A 17343-nucleotide genomic window follows, 5' to 3' on the forward strand; every position below is an offset into this window, starting at 1 on the left:
TACGGATTAAAGACAACTGAAATTTAGGCCGAAACCGCGAATCATCACCCTTTTTCAGGACCGATCAGATTCGAAAAAGCTGAAAACAAAGACAGCCTGGACGGCACGAGTATAAAACATGAGTATTAATGGACAGCCGGAAAAAGTGGAAAATATTTACTTAACTACCCTGAATGAAATTCTCGATTCTATAGCTCCGCAAAATGATCTGGAGCTGAGCCTTAACTCAATTCTAAAAATTCTAGCCAAAGACCTCCACTTCCAGCGTGCATTTCTGGCCATCATGGACCCGAAATCTGAAAAACTGAAACTGTCGATAACTCACAGTCCGGCCAAAATTGACCACGTTACTTATTCTCCAGGCAAGGGAGTAGTTGGAAGGGTTTACGAAACAGGACAAGCTGTCGTAATTCCCAGAATGTCCGAGAACACCGACTTTCTGAACAAAGCCTTCGGAAGATCAGACGAAGAGCTTAAATCTCTTTCTTTTATCTGCGTTCCCATTAAAAAAGGAAATTCTAAAGAAGATCATAACGTACTTGGAACTATCAGTGTAGATTCACCGATACTTCCTATGGATAACCTTTTAGAGCACAAACAATTTCTCGAAGTTGTAGCTGCTCTGATTTCAAATCAGGTTTCACGTCTTCAGGAAGAAATGGCTCTTCAGGCTCAAATGTTGAGTCAGGGCCCCTTGCTCGGTGGTCAGGAAGTCCCGCCTCCTGCTAACTTTGTTGCAACTTCAAAAAGCATCAAACAAGTTTTACGGCAGGCCCGTCAGGTTGGCCCCAGCAGAGCAACAGCTCTTTTACGCGGAGAATCCGGCACAGGTAAAGAACTGCTGGCCGAAGCTATCCACGCATGCAGCCCCCGTAGAGACAAGCCTCTTGTAAAACTGAACTGCGCGGCTCTCCCCGCAGAACTTGTTGAAAGTGAACTTTTTGGACACCAGAAAGGTGCGTTTACCGGAGCATATCAAAACAAACGCGGTCTGTTTGAAGTTGCAAACAACGGCACCTTGTTCCTTGATGAAATCGGAGAACTTTCCTTAGATGCTCAGGCCAAAGTGCTTAGAGCTATTCAAGAAAAAGAAATTCAAAGAGTAGGCTCCGAACACCCCATCACAGTTGATGTTCGCCTGATATGTGCGACTCATCAACCTCTTGAAAAACTACTGAAAGAAGGCAGATTCAGAGAAGATTTATTCTACCGAGTAAATGTTTTCCCCATATTTATACCTGCACTTCGTGAAAGACGTGAAGATATTCTACCTCTTGCTGAACAGTTTTTAGAAATATTTTCAAAAGAATACGATAAAAACATTAAAAGAATTTCAAGTCCGGCCATTGATCTTTTTACTCAATACCACTGGCCTGGAAACGTTCGTGAACTGAAAAATTGTCTCGAACGGGCGGTGCTGATTTGTGAAGAAGAAGTAATACGCACTTATCACCTTCCGCCGACTTTGCAGACAGCTGAGAGTACCGCAACAGATACTTCCTTATCTTTCGGTGAAGCTGTCGCTAAATTCGAGCAGGAGCTTCTTGTAGATTCTCTGAAAAAAGCACGTGGAAACATGCTTCAAGCTGCAAGAGATCTCAGAGTCAGCTATAGAATCGTTAACTATAAAGTTAAAAAATATAATATTGATGTAAAAAAATACACCGGTGCTAAAAAGAATAAATAAATGATGGTGATAACACTCAGCAGACAGGCAATAAAAATGCCTTTCGTTACCGCTATCTTAAGCGTGCTGTTTTTGATTGCAATCGGGGGCTGTTCTGGAAAAAATGATCCGGAACAGCCCTTTATTATTCCTTTTGATTCAGAATATATTACAACGGATAAAACTTTATCGGTTACCCCCTCTCTAAATTATGACGGCAGCACAACCCGCCGATTTCTTTCCATTACTCAAAGGACATACTTTTTTGAAAATGGTAATGGGACTGCTGAAGTTAAAGTTCTTCTCAATCGAAAATCCGAAGTGCAAATTCCTGAAATAGGAGAGTGGAATGCAGTTTCTACTGGAAACTGTTTCAGTGATTCGGAACAGGTAAAATGCCTTACCGCCCATGTTGACTGCCATCTGGTTCGCACCAGTTTTATAACAACAGGTGAGCGCAGTATCATCGTTATTAAAACGCGAAACAGAGCACGCGAACCTCAGCAACTTTGCGATAATTGGGATTTGAAAAATCTTACAGAAAACCAGTATGAAGAAGTTGAAGAATTCAACAAAATTTCAGATTCTTTTTTCAATTATGATATAATTATTCCGCAAACTGATCGTGCTGAACAAACAAACTCCACTCACAAAAAAAGGCCTTCCAATCAAAAATGATTGAAAGACCTCTATTAGACAAGTTAACTAATTGCTAAATTGAATCTTCATCGTCTTCTTCAACAACAACGCTGTTTTTCTTCCAAAGCGTTTCCGGATCACCAAAGTTTTTCTTAGCCTCTTTGTATCCAAGATTAAAAGCTTTCACATTAATCGCTACAATCTTAGCCGGAAGAATCTCTTCGAGATTTTTACGGATTACCCTTTGCTCTGCAAAAGGAAGAAGAAAGGCTGCTGCTCCAAGAACAATCGTGTTCATGGTTTGGACAAGACCAATTTTCTCTTTGGCAAGATAAGTAAATGGAAGCCCTATAAACATATTTACAGGTGGCTGCTTTACCAGATCACTTTCAATCATTAAAAGCCCGCCGGGCTTTAAGTTGCGGTAATACATATTACACGCTTCCTGACTGAGAGCGATAAGCAGATCAACAGATTCCGCCTTTGGATAGCTTATCTTTTCGGAACTTATGACCAAGTCTGAACGACTTGCGCCGCCACGAGCTTCAGGCCCATAACTCTGAGTCTGAGTAACATTGTACCCTTGCCCGAGAGCCAAACCGGACCCCATAACCTTACCGAGAGTAAGAATTCCCTGACCGCCAAGACCGGAAAGACGAATTTCAAATCGTTCTAAATGTTGATTTTTCATTACTCGCCCCCCTGACATCGTGCAGCCATTTCATAGAATTTTTCTTCCAGACCAGGTTTATCTTTTTTAACAAAAACACCAGAAGGAATTTTCTCACCGCGCTCTGCTTCAGGAATCGCGTTGTAACGCTCATGCGATATAACGTTAGTCTTAAGAGCATGGTACATATCTACAGGAGACTTAAACTTATTCTTACGCCCGTACTGGGTAAAACAAGGAGACAAGATTTCAACAACACCGAATCCGGGGTTGGTAATACCTTCCATAATCATAGAATCGAGCTTGTTGACATGGAAAACACTTCCTCTGGCAACATAATTAGCGCCAGCGGCAGTACAAAGCTCAACACAGTCAAAGCTCTGCTCCATTTGTCCCATAGGGGTCGTCATTGAATATGAACCGGAAGGAGTAGTCGGAGAACACTGTCCCCCAGTCATTCCGTATATATTATTATTAAGAATTAATGCAGTAACCCCGATATTTCTACGTGCAGCATGAATAAGATGATTACCGCCGATAGCCATTGAATCACCGTCACCCATGACCACAATCACGTGCATATTCGGCCTTGCCATCTTAATTCCGGTAGCAAAAGTAAGCGCTCTGCCGTGAGTGGTATGAACTGTGTTAAAATCAACATAGGCTGCAAGTCGTCCGGAACATCCGATTCCGGCAACGATACAAACGTTATCCTTTGCAAGCCCCAGTCCATGAATACTTCTGATTAACGAACCAAGCACAATTCCATGTCCGCAACCGGCGCAAAAAACATGCGGAAACTTTTTGTTATGCCTCAGATACTCGTGAATAAGTTGTGTTCCTTTTATATCTGCCATGGCTATACCCGTGTTAAGACTTTGAGGATTTCGGCGGGAGTTATGATCTGCCCGTCAACTTTATTAATAGTCCGTACGCTCACCTGACCATTATTAACTCTTTTCACTTCTCTTGATATCTGTCCCATATTCATTTCAGGAACAATAATCGTCTTGGCTCTGTACATAAGCTTTTCAGTTGCCTTACGCGGATACGGGAACAGAGTTTTGAGTTTCAGCAATCCGGCTTTCACACCAAGGGCACGAGCCTGCTTAACTGCAAGTTCTGCTGAACGAGCGACTGTTCCGTATGCGATGACTGCAACTTCCGCATCTTCAGTATCAATTTCATCAACAAGTTGGATATCAGGCAGAAATTGGTCTATTTTACGGAATAAACGTTCGTTAAGTTCACGAACTTCATCAGGACGGGAAGTAGGAAAACCGTTCACATCATGGGTAAGCCCCGTGACATGAAACCTATACCCCGAACCGATTGCGGGCATAGGAGGAACTCCCCTGACCGTTTCTTCGTAAGGTTTATACCATTCCGGAGGCATAGTCGGAAGAGTACGATTGAAAACTTCATACTCATCTTCGTTGGGAATTATTATCTTTTCGCGTGTATGAGCAGTAATCTCATCAATAAGAAGAATTACCGGAGTACGATACTTTTCAGCGAGGTTAAACGCTTCAATTGTCATCTCCAAACATTCCTGAACATTTGAAGCTGAAAGGACAATGATTGAATGATCGCCGTGTGTTCCCCATCTGGCCTGCTGAACATCGCCCTGAGCGGGTGACGTAGGAAGACCCGTACTTGGACCACCGCGCATGACATTAACGATGACAAGAGGAGTTTCTGTTATGCAACCATAACCTAAGTTTTCCTGCATAAGAGAAAAACCAGGACCGGAAGTAGCTGTCAAAGCTTTACGTCCGGCTAGCGAAGCGCCGATAATAGCACCAAGCCCTCCGATTTCATCTTCCATTTGGACAAAAGCGCCATTTGGTATAGTCGGCAATCTTTGAGCCATTATCTCCATTATTTCCGATGAAGGAGTAATGGGATAACCGGCATAAAAATTACATCCAGCCAAAAGGGCACCTTCAACAACAGCCTCATTGCCAAGGGCAAAAATTTCTTTATTATGTTTCTTCTTGGGTCTGGCCATGGATTACACCTTATCCCTTTTCCTTAATGGATTCTTCATCTTTTCCGGCATCCGGCCCTGCAGCCTTCTTCAGCAGAGCTCTGCATGCCGCCGGAATTTCATCATCCACTTTAGGCTGAACCATAATTGCGAAATCCGGGCAATGAAGCTCACAAAATCCGCAATTAATACATTCTTCCTCTCTGATCACGACCGCTTTGCCTTGATCATTCAGTTCCATGACCTTCGCCGGACAAAAGGCAGCGCAAATGCCGCAGCCTTTGCACCAGTCCGGAAAAATCGTAACCTTGCTTTGTCCCTTGCGTTTGACACTCATAACCTGATCCAGGTTTGGGGTAATTTTTCCATAAGTCTCCTCTCTCACGGGAGACAAACGCGCCTCTACAAACTTCATCCTGAAAAAGACCTAAATTCAGAATGTTAATTCGGCCCTAGCACGCCAGAACCGCACATGCAACAGTAATCGATACTTTTTGTGCAATATTACATTTTTAAAGTATCTTAACTGCCAAGACAATACATTAACTCTAAATTTTACTTTTGATAACATAAAAGACTGCAACACCGTCATACTGATTACTCAATCACCTTAAAAAAACAAAAAAAGAGCCATTTAGAATATTGGCTCTTTTTAAAATAAAAACATTATAATATCCACAAATACTGCTTACAACCTGTAATGCCTTTCATTGCAAGCTTCGAGCAAAGATTTTAACTCAGCAAATTCATCAAATAACGCAAAACGCGCGGACAATCTAAACTACCTATAATAATTATTATTTATAAACATAAAGAAATATCCCCGTTCAAAAAAGATTCAACCTTCGCTAGCTTCATAGGTTTTGAAAATAAAAATCCCTGACCGAATTCACAGCCCATATTTCTCAGAAGAGTTTCTTGCTGTTCTGTTTCTACCCCTTCTGCCACAACATAAAGGCCCAAATTATGCGCCAAATTAATTATCGCTTTAACAATCTCCACATTTTCAGGAGATTCTGCCAGCCTTCTGACAAAACTGATATCTATTTTAAGTTGATCGAGAGGGAATTCCTGCAAGTTGCTCATGGAAGAATATCCAGTTCCAAAATCGTCTATCGAAACTAAAACCCCCGCTTTTTGAAGCTTGGTGAGCATCTCTACGGCCTGATTAGCACGTTCCATGATTGCGGTTTCTGTGATCTCAATTTTTAAATTTTTAGGAGGTAAATGATACTCTACGAGTGTTGAAAGAATATTATCAACAAGATTCGGCTGCGAAAATTGACGACCTGAAATATTAATAGAGACAACCATATTTGTCGCGCTTTCATACTTATTAAGCCAGCTCTTAACTTCGCGGCAAGCCTGGGTTATAACCCACCTTCCCAACTCAAAAATCAAACCTGATTCTTCGGCCATAGGAATAAATTCCCCGGGCATAACAAGACCGCGCTCAGGATGATTCCAACGAATTAACGCTTCAAAGCCAACAACTTCTTTACTTTCAAGACAATAAATCGGCTGATAATCGAGATACAGCTCATCATTCAATATGCCGGCGCGAAGATCGCTTTCCAGCTTCATTGCCTGCATCGCCTTATCAAGCATCCGCCTATTAAAAACTTTCATCTTATCACGGCCGGCTTCTTTAGCCTGATGCATGGCGACATTAGCGTTTTGAATTAATTCTTCCGGCTTTTCGTATGTTGTGGGGCTGAGTATAATTCCGTAACTAGCCGCAACGCTTATCTTATGACCGTCAATCAGCATCGGAGTACTGAGGCTTTCTTTTATGCGGCTAACAATACGAATAGCTTCACGCGGCTTGGTCAGTTCTTCAAGAACAACAATAAATTCATCCCCCCCAAAACGGGAAACAGTATCCAGATCCCTGACAGCTTGCAGTAATCTTTTGGAAACTTTCACTAAAAGTTTGTCTCCGATATTATGCCCAAGACTGTCATTAATGACCTTAAACCGATCCAAATCCATAAAAACAACAGCATAGTAATAATTATTGCGCCTTCGTGAACGCTCGAGAGACTTCATTATTCTGTCACAGCATAAAGTTCTATTGGCAAGTCCGGTCAACGGATCATGGAGAGCCTCGTATTGAAGCTGTTTTTCCATGAATTTACGCTTTGTAATATCACGAAGAGAAACCCTGACTCCAAGCGGAGTAGCGTCTTCAGCAAAAACTTTATGACCAGTCAATGAAACCCAACGCATCAAACCATCTTTGCGAAAAAGTCTCAGATCGGTTCCGTCTGCGGAAAGAAATTTTCCAGACAGAGCATTTTGCCAAAATTCTCTATCATTTTTATGGAGCAGATTTTCCACCCGCCCCGGACCTTCCATAAAATACCCTTTTGGATAACCGGAAATCCTTTCACACGAGGGGCTTACATATTTAAGATCACCGCTCGTTCCTATCCACATTTCCCAATCAAAAGTATAATCCGCGATAGTCCGGTACTCTTCTTCAGAGGCTCTTAAAGCCTTTTCAAGTAATTTGTGATTCGAAATATCTGTGACAAAAGCAAATAGAAAATGAGTAAAACCATTTTCATACAAATTAGTTGCATGGACATAAATATCTAAATCGCGGCCTTCCTGATTGCGAAAGCTGACTTCAAAACGATGATCCCCGATTTTTTTATCATCAAGCCTCTCCGAGGCAGCAGAACCCAATACGCTCGAAAGTTTTTCTCCCAATACTTCCTCACGGGGGAGACCTACCATACGACAAAAAGCCGGATTCACATCAAGTAAAATTTGATTATCGTCGACCATCAAGAAACCTTCGGAGGTGGTTTCAACCAAAGCTCTGTAGCGTTTCTCGCTTTTTATAAGAGATTCAGCAGCCTTTTCCCTTTTAAAAACTTCACCTTTTAATTTTTTATTAACTTCTTCCAACCGCATTTCGCGACTGGCAATCTCTTCAGTCATACGATTAAAACGGGAACCAATCGCAAGAAGTTCCGCATATGGTATCTCTTCAAATCTATACGAAAAATCTCCCATAGCTACTTTATCAAGCCCTTTTCGCAGCCTGCTCATGGGTTTTCGAATAAAATAATCCAGCAAGATCCCGGTAATAATATAAATGACCGCAACAGAAGTTAAAAAGGTCAAGCTTGAAACAAAAAGAATCCAGTCAAGATTTCGAAGATATGCTTTGTTTGAAAGCTCAAAACTAAGTGATCCAATCCTTTCTTTTCCAATGTATAAGTCGCGAGATCTGATTATAGGGTCATCATTATCCTCACCCGCTCTCACAAAATTAAAAAGAACATCACCGTTTGCATCAATAATTTTAAATTTGGCGAACTGATCATTCTGGGTATAGGCACTGCAAACATGCTTCAAAGAAACCATGTCAAAGTTCCAAATCGGAAAGGTTACTGACTTGGTTAATTGCTCTATATATGTATCCGCTTTATCCTCTATCTCCTGATGAAGCATTTTGGAACGTCCAAAATACTCATAAGCAGTTACAATTCCGATAATTACGGCAAGAGCAAAAACAAGACATGCTGAAAGATCTCGAGAAATTGATCTCTCACCTGTATTTAAACGGAAGAATGATTTTATTGAAGAAGGATTATGCCCAGACATATTTTATTGCACCAAACCAAAAATACTAAATGTTATTACAAAATAACTAAATTACTCACCACATGTCTAAATCACAAGGACAAACTTATTTCTTCTACAGCGCAGACAATTTAATACCAATAAACCGAAAATTGTCAGAGCATCAGCAACAGTTGATGATTCAATTCCGATAAAAAATGTACTACGCTGGAAGGACTGGAATATATTATAATAAAAATTAATTATACTTACGACTCAACTGCAATCCGAGGACAATTTTTTTTCGGATAAAACAACTTCCGCCAGAGCATTAATGACACAAGCGGCAAGAGCAGAACCACCCTTTCTTCCTGAAATTGTAATATATGGTAACGAATCGCAATCCATAAGCAGGGCTTTTGATTCAGCCGCATTAACAAACCCTACAGGCATGCCTACAACCAAAGCAGGAATATCCATTTTGCCTGCTTCAATAAGACGAACAAGCCGAATCAATGCTGTAGGAGCATTCCCTATAACATGGATAGCCGGCTTAAGTTTATTTGCCGCAAGTTCAAGAGCGGCATGGGCTCTGGTCGTTGAGTTTTGTTTTGCGGAAGCAATTACTTCAGGATCATTGATCAAACACCGGACTTCACACCCGAGTGGATTCATTCTTCGCACAGGAATTCCACACCGGGCCATCTCGGTATCAGTTACAATTGTGCACCCTTTTCTTAGTGCATTCAAACCGCTGGCAACAGCCTCTGGATGAAAACGAACAAGATCAATAAATTCAAAATCGGCAGTTGTATGAATCATTCTTCTTACTATTTGCCATTCTATCCCTTGAAATTTTCTAGGTTCAGGAACTTCAGAGTCAATTATTTCAAAGGATTTTGTTTCAATATCTCTAGGTTTAGCGACAGCAAGAAGCTTAACTTTATCAGCCACCAATGGCCTCCTGAATAATTTTTATGGAAGAAGATGTACCTAAACGAGTGGCTCCGGCCGCAACAAGTTCGCAAGCATGATCATAAGTTTTAATTCCGCCACTGGCTTTCACTCCGACCGACTTTCCAACGCTGGCACGCATAAGTTTAATATCCTCGACTGTGGCAGAACCGCAATTAAATCCTGTACAGGTTTTAACAAAAGAAGCTCCGGCCTTAACAGCCAGCGCGCAAGCCTGTTTTTTCTGATCGTCATCAAGAAGACCTGTTTCAATAATAGCTTTGACGGGAACACCGCCAGCTCCTTCAACTGTCATGAAAATATCTTTTAAAAAAGTATTAATATCCCCTGCTTTCAAGGCTCCCACATTTACGACCATGTCGAGTTCCTGCGCGCCCTTCTCGACAGTCCGCATCGCTTCAATCATCTTAACCTCAGTAAGTGTGGCCCCTGATGGAAATCCGATTACGGAACAGACCTTCGGCTTTTCAAACCGCAAAAGTTCTGAAGCCTGAGCAACATGCCAGGGATGGATACAGACAGAAGCAAATCCGTATTCAACAGCCTCCCTGCAAAGTTGTTCAATATCCACCGGACCGGCGGAAATATCTAAAAGGGTATGATCAACATAAGAAGCTAAATTTTTAATAACATCCATTTCTGCCTCCCAAATTTTTAAAGGGAAAAAAGCAACATCCTTAAATTATTCAATAGTCTTCATGGAAATAAAAACATTCATTAAAATTGTAATAACAGCACAAATTTACCAGCAAATAAATATTAAGTTAATAAGGGCAAAGGGTCAAAAGAAAACAAAAAAAGCCCCGAAAACTCGGGGCCTATAATAAGCTTAAATAAAAACCCAATTAAAAGGACTACCGGTCACGGGCCTGATAACGAGCCAGATGTTTTTCCATCCTGCGGCTGGTGTAAGTTAGAACATAACAAACAATAAAATAAAGTACTGCGATAGTAATAAAAATTTCTGTCGGAGCAGATAACGTCCTGTTATTTACCTGAGTAGCCGTACGGGTAAGCTCATTAACTCCGATAATATATGCAAGTGAAGTATCTTTTGTAAGTGAAACAAACTGATTAACAAACGACGGAATCATATTTCTAAGAGCCTGCGGAAGAATGACGAACCGCATAGCCTGATAATGAGAAAGTCCGGTTCCACGCGCAGCTTCCATCTGGCCGCTAGGCAGAGCGACAACTCCAGCTTTAACAATTTCTGCAATATATGCACCGGTAAAAACTATAAATGCAATGAGTGCACAGTGAAATTCCGGCAAAGATGTACCTAGAACAACAGGAGCAAGAAAGTAGAACCAAAAAATAAGCATAAGCAAGGGCACACCGCGGATAACTTCAATATAGATAACCGAAGTAATTTTAACCAGCTTATTTCTGGAAAGTCGCATCAAGCCAGCGGCAAGTCCTATCCAGAATGCACCGAAAATCCCGAGCACAGCCAAGAGAATACTGACAGCCAAACCGCCAAGAGGTCCGTTGGGAAATGCGCCCCAAAGAAAATAATCAAAATTGTTCCAAACTACATCCCATTGCACAGAGGCCACCCCTAATATTTAATTTGAATCAGATAATGCTTATTGTACATATTAATTGAGAACGACACGATCAGCGAAATAACCAAATAGATCAAAGTCGCTACCGTGAACGCCTCGAATCCATGGAATGTATAAGATTCGACCTGACGAGCCATGTAGGTAAGATCCATAACCCCGATGGTCATTACCAGAGAAGAGTTTTTAATCAGGTTGAGAGACTGTGAAATAAGCGGAGGTATAATAATCCTGAACGCTTGTGGAAGAATTACAAACCTGTAGGCCTGCATAAAAGAAAGGCCTGTTGCACGGGAAGCTTCAAGCTGATTTTTAGGAATTGAATTAATTCCAGCTCTGATTTCTTCGGCAATAAATGCGGATGTATAAAAAGTAAGAGAGATTACCCCTGCCGCAAATTCAAAATCATGATCATACAACCACGTATTCCACGAATCCGGCAGTATGGCATATGATCCGAAATACCAGAAAAATATTTGAATCAGTAGAGGTGTGTTTCTGAAAAATTCAACAAAAGCAAAGCTAAACCATTCAAAAGGTTTAAACTTTGACATGCGCATTACAGCAATAATGGTACCGAGAATCAGTGTAAAACCAATGGATACCGCAGAAATTTGAAGAGTAACTTTGACTCCATCAAGAATCCACTGCCCGTATTGCCCGGTTAAAACTAGATTCCAATCAAACTGATAATTCAAGGCGTTTATCCGTTGTTTGTCGGAAGGACTGTGACAGGCACAGCCCTTCCGTTGCTAATCAATACAACCTTAGTAACCTAACCGGCTAAGGCCAAATTTCCATCTGCCAAGTCAAAGGCAGTGCGTATTTTGTGTCAGCACCGAACCACCTGTCGTAGATTTTTTTATAATCGCCGCTCTTCCACATTTCAATAAGAGCAAAGTTTACAGCGTCACGGAAGTTAGATTCGTTTTCAGGAAGACCGAGTCCATAAGGCTCTGGAGAAATGAAATCTCCAACGATTTCCCAATTAGATGGATTAGGATCAGAGTTTTTAAGGCCAAGAAGAATAGTAGAATCAGTAGTTACAGCTTTAACTTTACCCTGCTTGAGAGCAAGGAAAGCCTGTGGGTAACCTTCAAAAGAAAGAACTTTACAATCAGGCTGTGCTGCTAGGATGTTCTGCTCGGAAGTAGAACCTTTCGCAGTACCGATTTTCTGACCTTTAAGATCTGCTGCGGATTTGATGCCGGAACCTTTCTTTACGAGAAGTTTCTGGCCATCCATGAAATAAGTGATACTGAAATCAATGGTATCATCACGAGCAATCTTATGAGTCATTGTAGCTGCAGCAAGGTCAATTGAACCCTGAGCAAGCATAGCAATACGTGTAGAGGATGTTACTGGTTTGAACTCTGTTTTCACACCAAGCTGTTTTGCGATGTAATTACAAACATCAATGTCCATACCGACAAGTTTCTTTGTGGTTTCATCAATGTAACCAAAAGGAACAACTGCATCTTTAACACCGCAGATAAGAACTCCGCGGTCTTTTACTTCCTGCAATTTGTCTGCAAAAGCGGTAGAAGCGCAAAGAGCCATAGCCAAAACCATGGCAACCATGATTGAAAGTCTTCTCATAGATCCTCCTAGAACATTTTTTAAGGTTTTCCCCATGCCGTCGACAAAGTAAACGGCTACAATATCTCCTTCAAAAATAATTTAGTCCTATCATGGCGCGGATTCTTGAAAAACTCCTCGGGAGGAGCCTGCTCAATAACTTCACCACCATCCATAAATATAACTCGATCTGCCACTTCGCGGGCAAAACCCATCTCATGCGTAACGCAGAGCATGGTCATTCCTTCACGGGCAAGGTCTTTCATAACATTCAAAACTTCGTTGATCATCTCAGGGTCAAGCGCAGATGTAGGCTCATCAAAAAGCATAGCTTTAGGCTTCATTGCCAAAGCTCTTGCAATTGCGACACGCTGTTGCTGTCCGCCGGACAATTCTGCTGGATATTTATGAGCCTGATCATGAATGCCTACTCTTTCTAGCAACTTAAGAGCTGTTTCTTCTGCTTCGGCGCGCGGAGTATTGCGCACCTTCTGCGGAGCAAGAGTTACATTATTTAGAACAGTAAGGTGGGGGTAAAGATTAAACTGCTGAAAAACGATGCCTATTTCGGCACGCAATTCGTTAATATTGACACTCTTGTCAAGAATGTCTGTTCCATCAAAGGTGATGGTACCTTTCTGGTAGTCTTCCAGCCTGTTTATACAGCGGATGAATGTACTTTTCCCAGACCCGCTAGGGCCGCAGATAACAAGTACTTCACCTTTATCTACATGATCATTAATACCTTTAAGTACGTGAAAATCTCCATACCATTTGTGAAGATTCTTAATTTCAATCATCGGCATATAGCTTAACTCCAACGTCCGTACTGGTTATCAATTCAAGACAGGCTACTATTTAAAGAGAGGTATTTTAATTTCAGCAACCTTTTTTTGAATCCTAAATACAAACTTTCAGAATTCAAGAAAGAACAATAGTCATATCTCAAAACGAACAAAAGTCAAGAAAATGGCTCTGTTTTCCATTTATGTATAAACAAATTAAGGGTCTTGCTTTTTGGGCAGTAAATCTGAAACGACCTATTAAATTCAGAATAATATATTCTTATTTAATGGGATACAACAACGGTTACTGACGTGATCACAAGTATAACAATAAGACTTATAGACTTTTATGAAATCTACAAAAAAGATAATTTAATAAAATACGACACATATTTTTTAACTAAATTTCAATTTTTTTTTCAAATACTAGGAATTAAGGCGTTATTTAAGACAAAAAAACACTTAGGCAGCTCAAATCACCATAACTATTAATACATTAACAGTGACATTAACCAAGTTTGTAACAAACAAAAAAGTCCGAAACTCAAGCACGCATTTGCGAACTAAGTTTCGGACTTTGAGTTTACAACAGCCTGAAGACAGGCAAACTTCACAGCACGAAAGACATGATTTTAATCGTCAGCAAGCAATGCAACCGCGCATGCACCCGGACCGCTGTGCAGGCCGAGCACAGGAGATGCTTCGGTAATAAAGACGGGATCAACCCCGAACTCCCGTTTAATGATGCGAACAAACTTACGGGCGACTTCAGGTGCGGCGGCATGGGCTATGGCGTAACGCAAATTACTCTTGCCATAAAAATTTTCACTAACAAGCCTGACTAAGGCAGCTTCCTGCCGTTTATAACCAAAAGATTTGGCAACAGTACGAGGATGCCCTTCACCTTCAAAAGCCAGAATAGGCTTAATATTTAAAGCCTTGGCAATCAATCCCTGACCTTTGCTGACCCTGCCGCCTCTGACAGCATAATCAAGCGTATCAAGAGTGACAAAAATTCTTACATTATCAATGGCTTTTTTAGCTATTTTTGAAACTTCAGCTACAGATGCCCCTCTTTGAGCCGCACGCGCAGCCTCTAAAACAGAAAGCCCTAGAGCGACAGTCAATTGCTTGCCATCAAAAGCTGACACATTTTCATAATCTTTGCTGACAGTAAGCGCATTCTGGTAAGTTCCACTTAAAACCTTGGCAACATGTAAAGAAACGACATTTTCGTAATCAGCACAAGCTCTTGCATAAACTCTTTTCATATCACCGGGAGAAGGCTGCGAGGTAAGTGCTTTTTCCGCTTTGGGAAGCATTTTATAAAAATCTTCAGGAGTCAGGGTAACGTGATCAATATACTCCTGACCGTCAATTGTAAGCCTGAGCGGGGCTACCCGGATATCATATTCAGCAATAAGCTCAGCCGGAATATCACAAGTGCTGTCTGTTACAATTCCGACTTTACATGCATCTGCAAGTAAACGTTTATGCTGAACCAGCATATCGTCAACCTTACGCTTATCCACCCTTGCAAAGCCGGAAACTATGTCTTCTACAGCATCAGGATCATTAGTATGAATATGAATTTTTACACAATCCGGCAATCCTGCGACAATAAGGCTGTCACCCATACCGGAAATAGCATCACGTACTGATCTTTTGTCAATATCTGACCCTTTAAGAAGAAATTCTGTGCAATATCTGAAGTCCAGCTTATCAACAGCAACCTTACTTTGAACGCCTTCTACATTATATAATGGAGCTGAATCAGGAATAACGCTTTTCTCAATTTTACCATTTTCGAGAAAATCAACAATTCCCTCAAGAAGGTACACAAAACCCAACGCTCCGGCATCGACAACCCCAGCTGATTTAAGCTCAGCCAATTTTTCAGTCGTAGCTTTCACTGACTTCTGAGCATAATGCAATGAATCAGAAAGAAGTTCATGAAAATCTTTATATTCATGACTCTTAGAACTAAGATGAGCAGCCCAATCCCTGATAACACTTATTATTGTTCCATCTTTGGGATCAGAAATAGCCTCACAGGAACGACGGGCGGCAAGAGATGCTACCCGAGCAAAATCAGAAGGAGAAAGCCTCGGCATATCCTTCACGCCTTCAGCAAAACCACAAAGAAATTGCGCCAAGATGGCTCCGGAATTACCCTTTGCACCATTCAGAGCAGACTCAGCAATCAAGGCACTCATCTTCTCAAGAGATTTCTCCAGAGAATCTCCAGAAGAACGCACAATACTGCGCATAGTTCCGGCCATATTCGCACCGGTATCACCATCTGGAACTGGAAAAACATTGATTGCATCCAGATGCGGAGAATTCGCAATAAGACGACTTGCGGCTGCAACTACGCCCCTTCTAAACCGCACCCCGTCAACATACTGAATTCTAGTGATATTTTCTAATTGCATTATATATTTTATCTTTATTTTATTGGTTTTTTTTTAAAAAGAACAAGTTTATATAACTTTCTAAATAAAGTTACGGCTAGTATTTGCATGCAAAACAACTTCTGATCAAGTTATTATATAAATAAATTTATCAGCGTTTTTAAATTTATCTTTTAGAGAGCAATTAAAAAAAATAGTCATTTAAGTTTTAATCAGTTAGGGTACTAGAAAAGAAAATTATACCATGCGCAAGGAGCAAATTCCTATGATTTCAAACAACTTATTAAAATTAAAAAATATATTTATACACTTTATACATATAACTTTGATAATCAGCACAGGATTTGTTGCACAAGGCTGTGGAAATAATAAAGAAACAGTACGAGAAATCCCTCCTGCACCAGTTACAATAGCTAATGCGGAACAAAAACCAACTCCATACTACCTTACTGCAATCGGTACTGTTAAGGCTATCAACACTATCACGGTTCGTTCCAGAATCACCGGCTATTTGAGCAAGATCTCAATAGCAAACGGAGACTTTGTTACTGCCGGTCAGCAAATGTTCACTATGGACCCTACTCAGTTTGAAGCCAGTATCCGTCAATATAAAGCCGAGCGTGCTTCTGACATTACAAAGTATAAACAAGCAAAACGAGATTATGATCGCTACCGTGACCTTGTCAGGCGTAAAGTTGTAAGTTCCGAAGATTTCGAACAGAAACGTTTAGAAATGAAAACTGCCAGTGATTCAATCGCTGTGACTGAAGCAAAACTTGTTAATGCTAAAAACGATCTCAATTACTGTTTTATCAAATCTCCCATCAATGGTCTTGCCGGATACATCTTTCCCACAGCCGGCAATCTCATTGAAGAAAACAAAGATGAACTTGTCATCATCAACCAGATTTTTCCTATAGCGGTAAACTTTTACCTCCCTCAAAAATATTTGGTAGAAGTGCAAAAATACGCTGCTAACGGCACACTCAGTGTTCTGGCTATCAGTGAAGGAAATCCTGTCCCTGCCGAAGGTTCACTGACATTCATCGACAATAACGTTGATACCAAGACCGGAACAGTCTGGATGCAGGCAACTTTTCCAAACAAAAAACGCACACTCTGGCCGGGTAACTACGTTGATATCAGGCTAAAACTGTTTGAAGAAAATGTAGTGCGAATCCCCATGCAAGCAACATGCGACGGACCTAACGGAAAGTTTGTCTGGATTATGCACCAGAATAAAACGGTTGAAATGCAACATGTCGATATAAATCGCAGATCAGGTAAACTTGATATAGTTACGTCCGGCCTTAAAGATGGTCAGACAATTATTACTGATGGTCAGCTGAGACTTTTCCCCGGAGCTGTCGTCAAAGTAAAAGACGGCAGTACAAATTCCACTGGAAACACAAACTCGACTGGTAGCTCAAAGGGCAACTCAACTGACAATTCGACTGGCAAAACTGCCGGAACCGGTGAGTAGCT

General features: G+C 41.1%; 15 protein-coding genes. 3 read left to right on the top strand and 12 right to left on the bottom strand.

The features are described 5' to 3' along the window. Positions 1–118 precede the first annotated feature (118 nt). Both BLT41_RS05295 and BLT41_RS05300 read left to right on the top strand, forming a co-directional pair. Positions 119–1687, top strand: a complete 1569-nt coding sequence (locus BLT41_RS05295; RefSeq protein ID WP_092159050.1) for a sigma-54-dependent Fis family transcriptional regulator — start codon at positions 119–121, stop codon at positions 1685–1687. Then, on the top strand, positions 1688–2344 hold the full coding sequence (locus tag BLT41_RS05300) for a hypothetical protein (protein ID WP_092159052.1): 657 nt from the start codon (positions 1688–1690) through the stop codon (positions 2342–2344). Positions 2345–2378: 34 nt separating this feature from the next. On the opposite strand, the gene BLT41_RS05305 is transcribed toward BLT41_RS05300, so the two are convergent. The 12 genes from BLT41_RS05305 to BLT41_RS05360 form a co-directional block, all read right to left on the bottom strand. Further along, complete coding sequence (locus tag BLT41_RS05305) at positions 2379–2996, bottom strand: 2-oxoacid:acceptor oxidoreductase family protein (protein WP_092159054.1); 618 nt, start codon at positions 2994–2996, stop codon at positions 2379–2381. After that, positions 2996–3832 (bottom strand): 2-oxoacid:ferredoxin oxidoreductase subunit beta, encoded by an 837-nt coding sequence (locus tag BLT41_RS05310; RefSeq protein WP_092159056.1) that lies wholly within the window; start codon positions 3830–3832, stop codon positions 2996–2998. Before BLT41_RS05310 ends, BLT41_RS05305 begins: the two co-directional genes overlap by 1 nt. Positions 3833–3834: 2 nt before the next feature. Then, positions 3835–4986 (bottom strand): 2-oxoacid:acceptor oxidoreductase subunit alpha, encoded by a 1152-nt coding sequence (locus BLT41_RS05315; RefSeq protein WP_092159065.1) that lies wholly within the window; start codon positions 4984–4986, stop codon positions 3835–3837. 10 nt (positions 4987–4996) lie between these two features. Continuing rightward, entirely contained in the window at positions 4997–5302 is a 306-nt protein-coding gene (locus tag BLT41_RS05320; RefSeq protein WP_092159066.1) for a 4Fe-4S dicluster domain-containing protein, read from the bottom strand. A gap of 464 nt (positions 5303–5766) precedes the next feature. Then, positions 5767–8583 (bottom strand): EAL domain-containing protein, encoded by a 2817-nt coding sequence (locus BLT41_RS05325; protein WP_092159067.1) that lies wholly within the window; start codon positions 8581–8583, stop codon positions 5767–5769. A 234-nt stretch (positions 8584–8817) separates the two neighbouring features. Then, on the bottom strand, positions 8818–9495 hold the full coding sequence (locus BLT41_RS05330; RefSeq protein WP_092159069.1) for a precorrin-8X methylmutase: 678 nt from the start codon (positions 9493–9495) through the stop codon (positions 8818–8820). Continuing rightward, complete coding sequence (gene deoC / locus BLT41_RS05335; RefSeq protein ID WP_092159071.1) at positions 9488–10153, bottom strand: deoxyribose-phosphate aldolase; 666 nt, start codon at positions 10151–10153, stop codon at positions 9488–9490. The genes BLT41_RS05330 and deoC overlap by 8 nt, the downstream gene beginning before the upstream one ends. Positions 10154–10370: 217 nt before the next feature. Beyond that, positions 10371–11066, bottom strand: coding sequence for an amino acid ABC transporter permease (locus BLT41_RS05340; protein WP_092159073.1), 696 nt, complete (start codon positions 11064–11066; stop codon positions 10371–10373). Between the two features lie 11 nt (positions 11067–11077). Beyond that, positions 11078–11779 (bottom strand): amino acid ABC transporter permease, encoded by a 702-nt coding sequence (locus BLT41_RS05345; protein ID WP_092159075.1) that lies wholly within the window; start codon positions 11777–11779, stop codon positions 11078–11080. Positions 11780–11864: 85 nt separating this feature from the next. Beyond that, on the bottom strand, positions 11865–12680 hold the full coding sequence (locus BLT41_RS05350; RefSeq protein ID WP_092159077.1) for an ABC transporter substrate-binding protein: 816 nt from the start codon (positions 12678–12680) through the stop codon (positions 11865–11867). Between the two features lie 56 nt (positions 12681–12736). Then, complete coding sequence (locus BLT41_RS05355; protein WP_092159079.1) at positions 12737–13465, bottom strand: amino acid ABC transporter ATP-binding protein; 729 nt, start codon at positions 13463–13465, stop codon at positions 12737–12739. Between the two features lie 611 nt (positions 13466–14076). Beyond that, complete coding sequence (locus tag BLT41_RS05360) at positions 14077–15879, bottom strand: DAK2 domain-containing protein (protein ID WP_092159081.1); 1803 nt, start codon at positions 15877–15879, stop codon at positions 14077–14079. 244 nt (positions 15880–16123) lie between these two features. Between BLT41_RS05360 and BLT41_RS05365 the strand changes: the two genes are divergently transcribed. Then, positions 16124–17341 (top strand): efflux RND transporter periplasmic adaptor subunit, encoded by a 1218-nt coding sequence (locus tag BLT41_RS05365; protein WP_092159083.1) that lies wholly within the window; start codon positions 16124–16126, stop codon positions 17339–17341. Positions 17342–17343: the final 2 nt, after the last annotated feature.

The organism is Maridesulfovibrio ferrireducens, assembly GCF_900101105.1.
GTDB lineage: Bacteria > Desulfobacterota > Desulfovibrionia > Desulfovibrionales > Desulfovibrionaceae > Maridesulfovibrio > Maridesulfovibrio ferrireducens.

What these genes read in the sequence shown, in the direction of transcription:
- BLT41_RS05295 (WP_092159050.1), top strand. Translation starts at nt 119, where the DNA reads ATGAGTATTAATGGACAGCCGGAAAAAGTGGAAAATATTTACTTAACT.
- BLT41_RS05300 (WP_092159052.1), top strand. Translation starts at nt 1,688, where the DNA reads ATGATGGTGATAACACTCAGCAGACAGGCAATAAAAATGCCTTTCGTT.
- BLT41_RS05305 (WP_092159054.1), bottom strand. Translation starts at nt 2,996, where the DNA reads ATGAAAAATCAACATTTAGAACGATTTGAAATTCGTCTTTCCGGTCTT.
- BLT41_RS05310 (WP_092159056.1), bottom strand. Translation starts at nt 3,832, where the DNA reads ATGGCAGATATAAAAGGAACACAACTTATTCACGAGTATCTGAGGCAT.
- BLT41_RS05315 (WP_092159065.1), bottom strand. Translation starts at nt 4,986, where the DNA reads ATGGCCAGACCCAAGAAGAAACATAATAAAGAAATTTTTGCCCTTGGC.
- BLT41_RS05320 (WP_092159066.1), bottom strand. Translation starts at nt 5,302, where the DNA reads ATGAGTGTCAAACGCAAGGGACAAAGCAAGGTTACGATTTTTCCGGAC.
- BLT41_RS05325 (WP_092159067.1), bottom strand. Translation starts at nt 8,583, where the DNA reads ATGTCTGGGCATAATCCTTCTTCAATAAAATCATTCTTCCGTTTAAAT.
- deoC (WP_092159071.1), bottom strand. Translation starts at nt 10,153, where the DNA reads ATGGATGTTATTAAAAATTTAGCTTCTTATGTTGATCATACCCTTTTA.
- BLT41_RS05350 (WP_092159077.1), bottom strand. Translation starts at nt 12,680, where the DNA reads ATGAGAAGACTTTCAATCATGGTTGCCATGGTTTTGGCTATGGCTCTT.
- BLT41_RS05355 (WP_092159079.1), bottom strand. Translation starts at nt 13,465, where the DNA reads ATGCCGATGATTGAAATTAAGAATCTTCACAAATGGTATGGAGATTTT.
- BLT41_RS05360 (WP_092159081.1), bottom strand. Translation starts at nt 15,879, where the DNA reads ATGCAATTAGAAAATATCACTAGAATTCAGTATGTTGACGGGGTGCGG.
- BLT41_RS05365 (WP_092159083.1), top strand. Translation starts at nt 16,124, where the DNA reads ATGATTTCAAACAACTTATTAAAATTAAAAAATATATTTATACACTTT.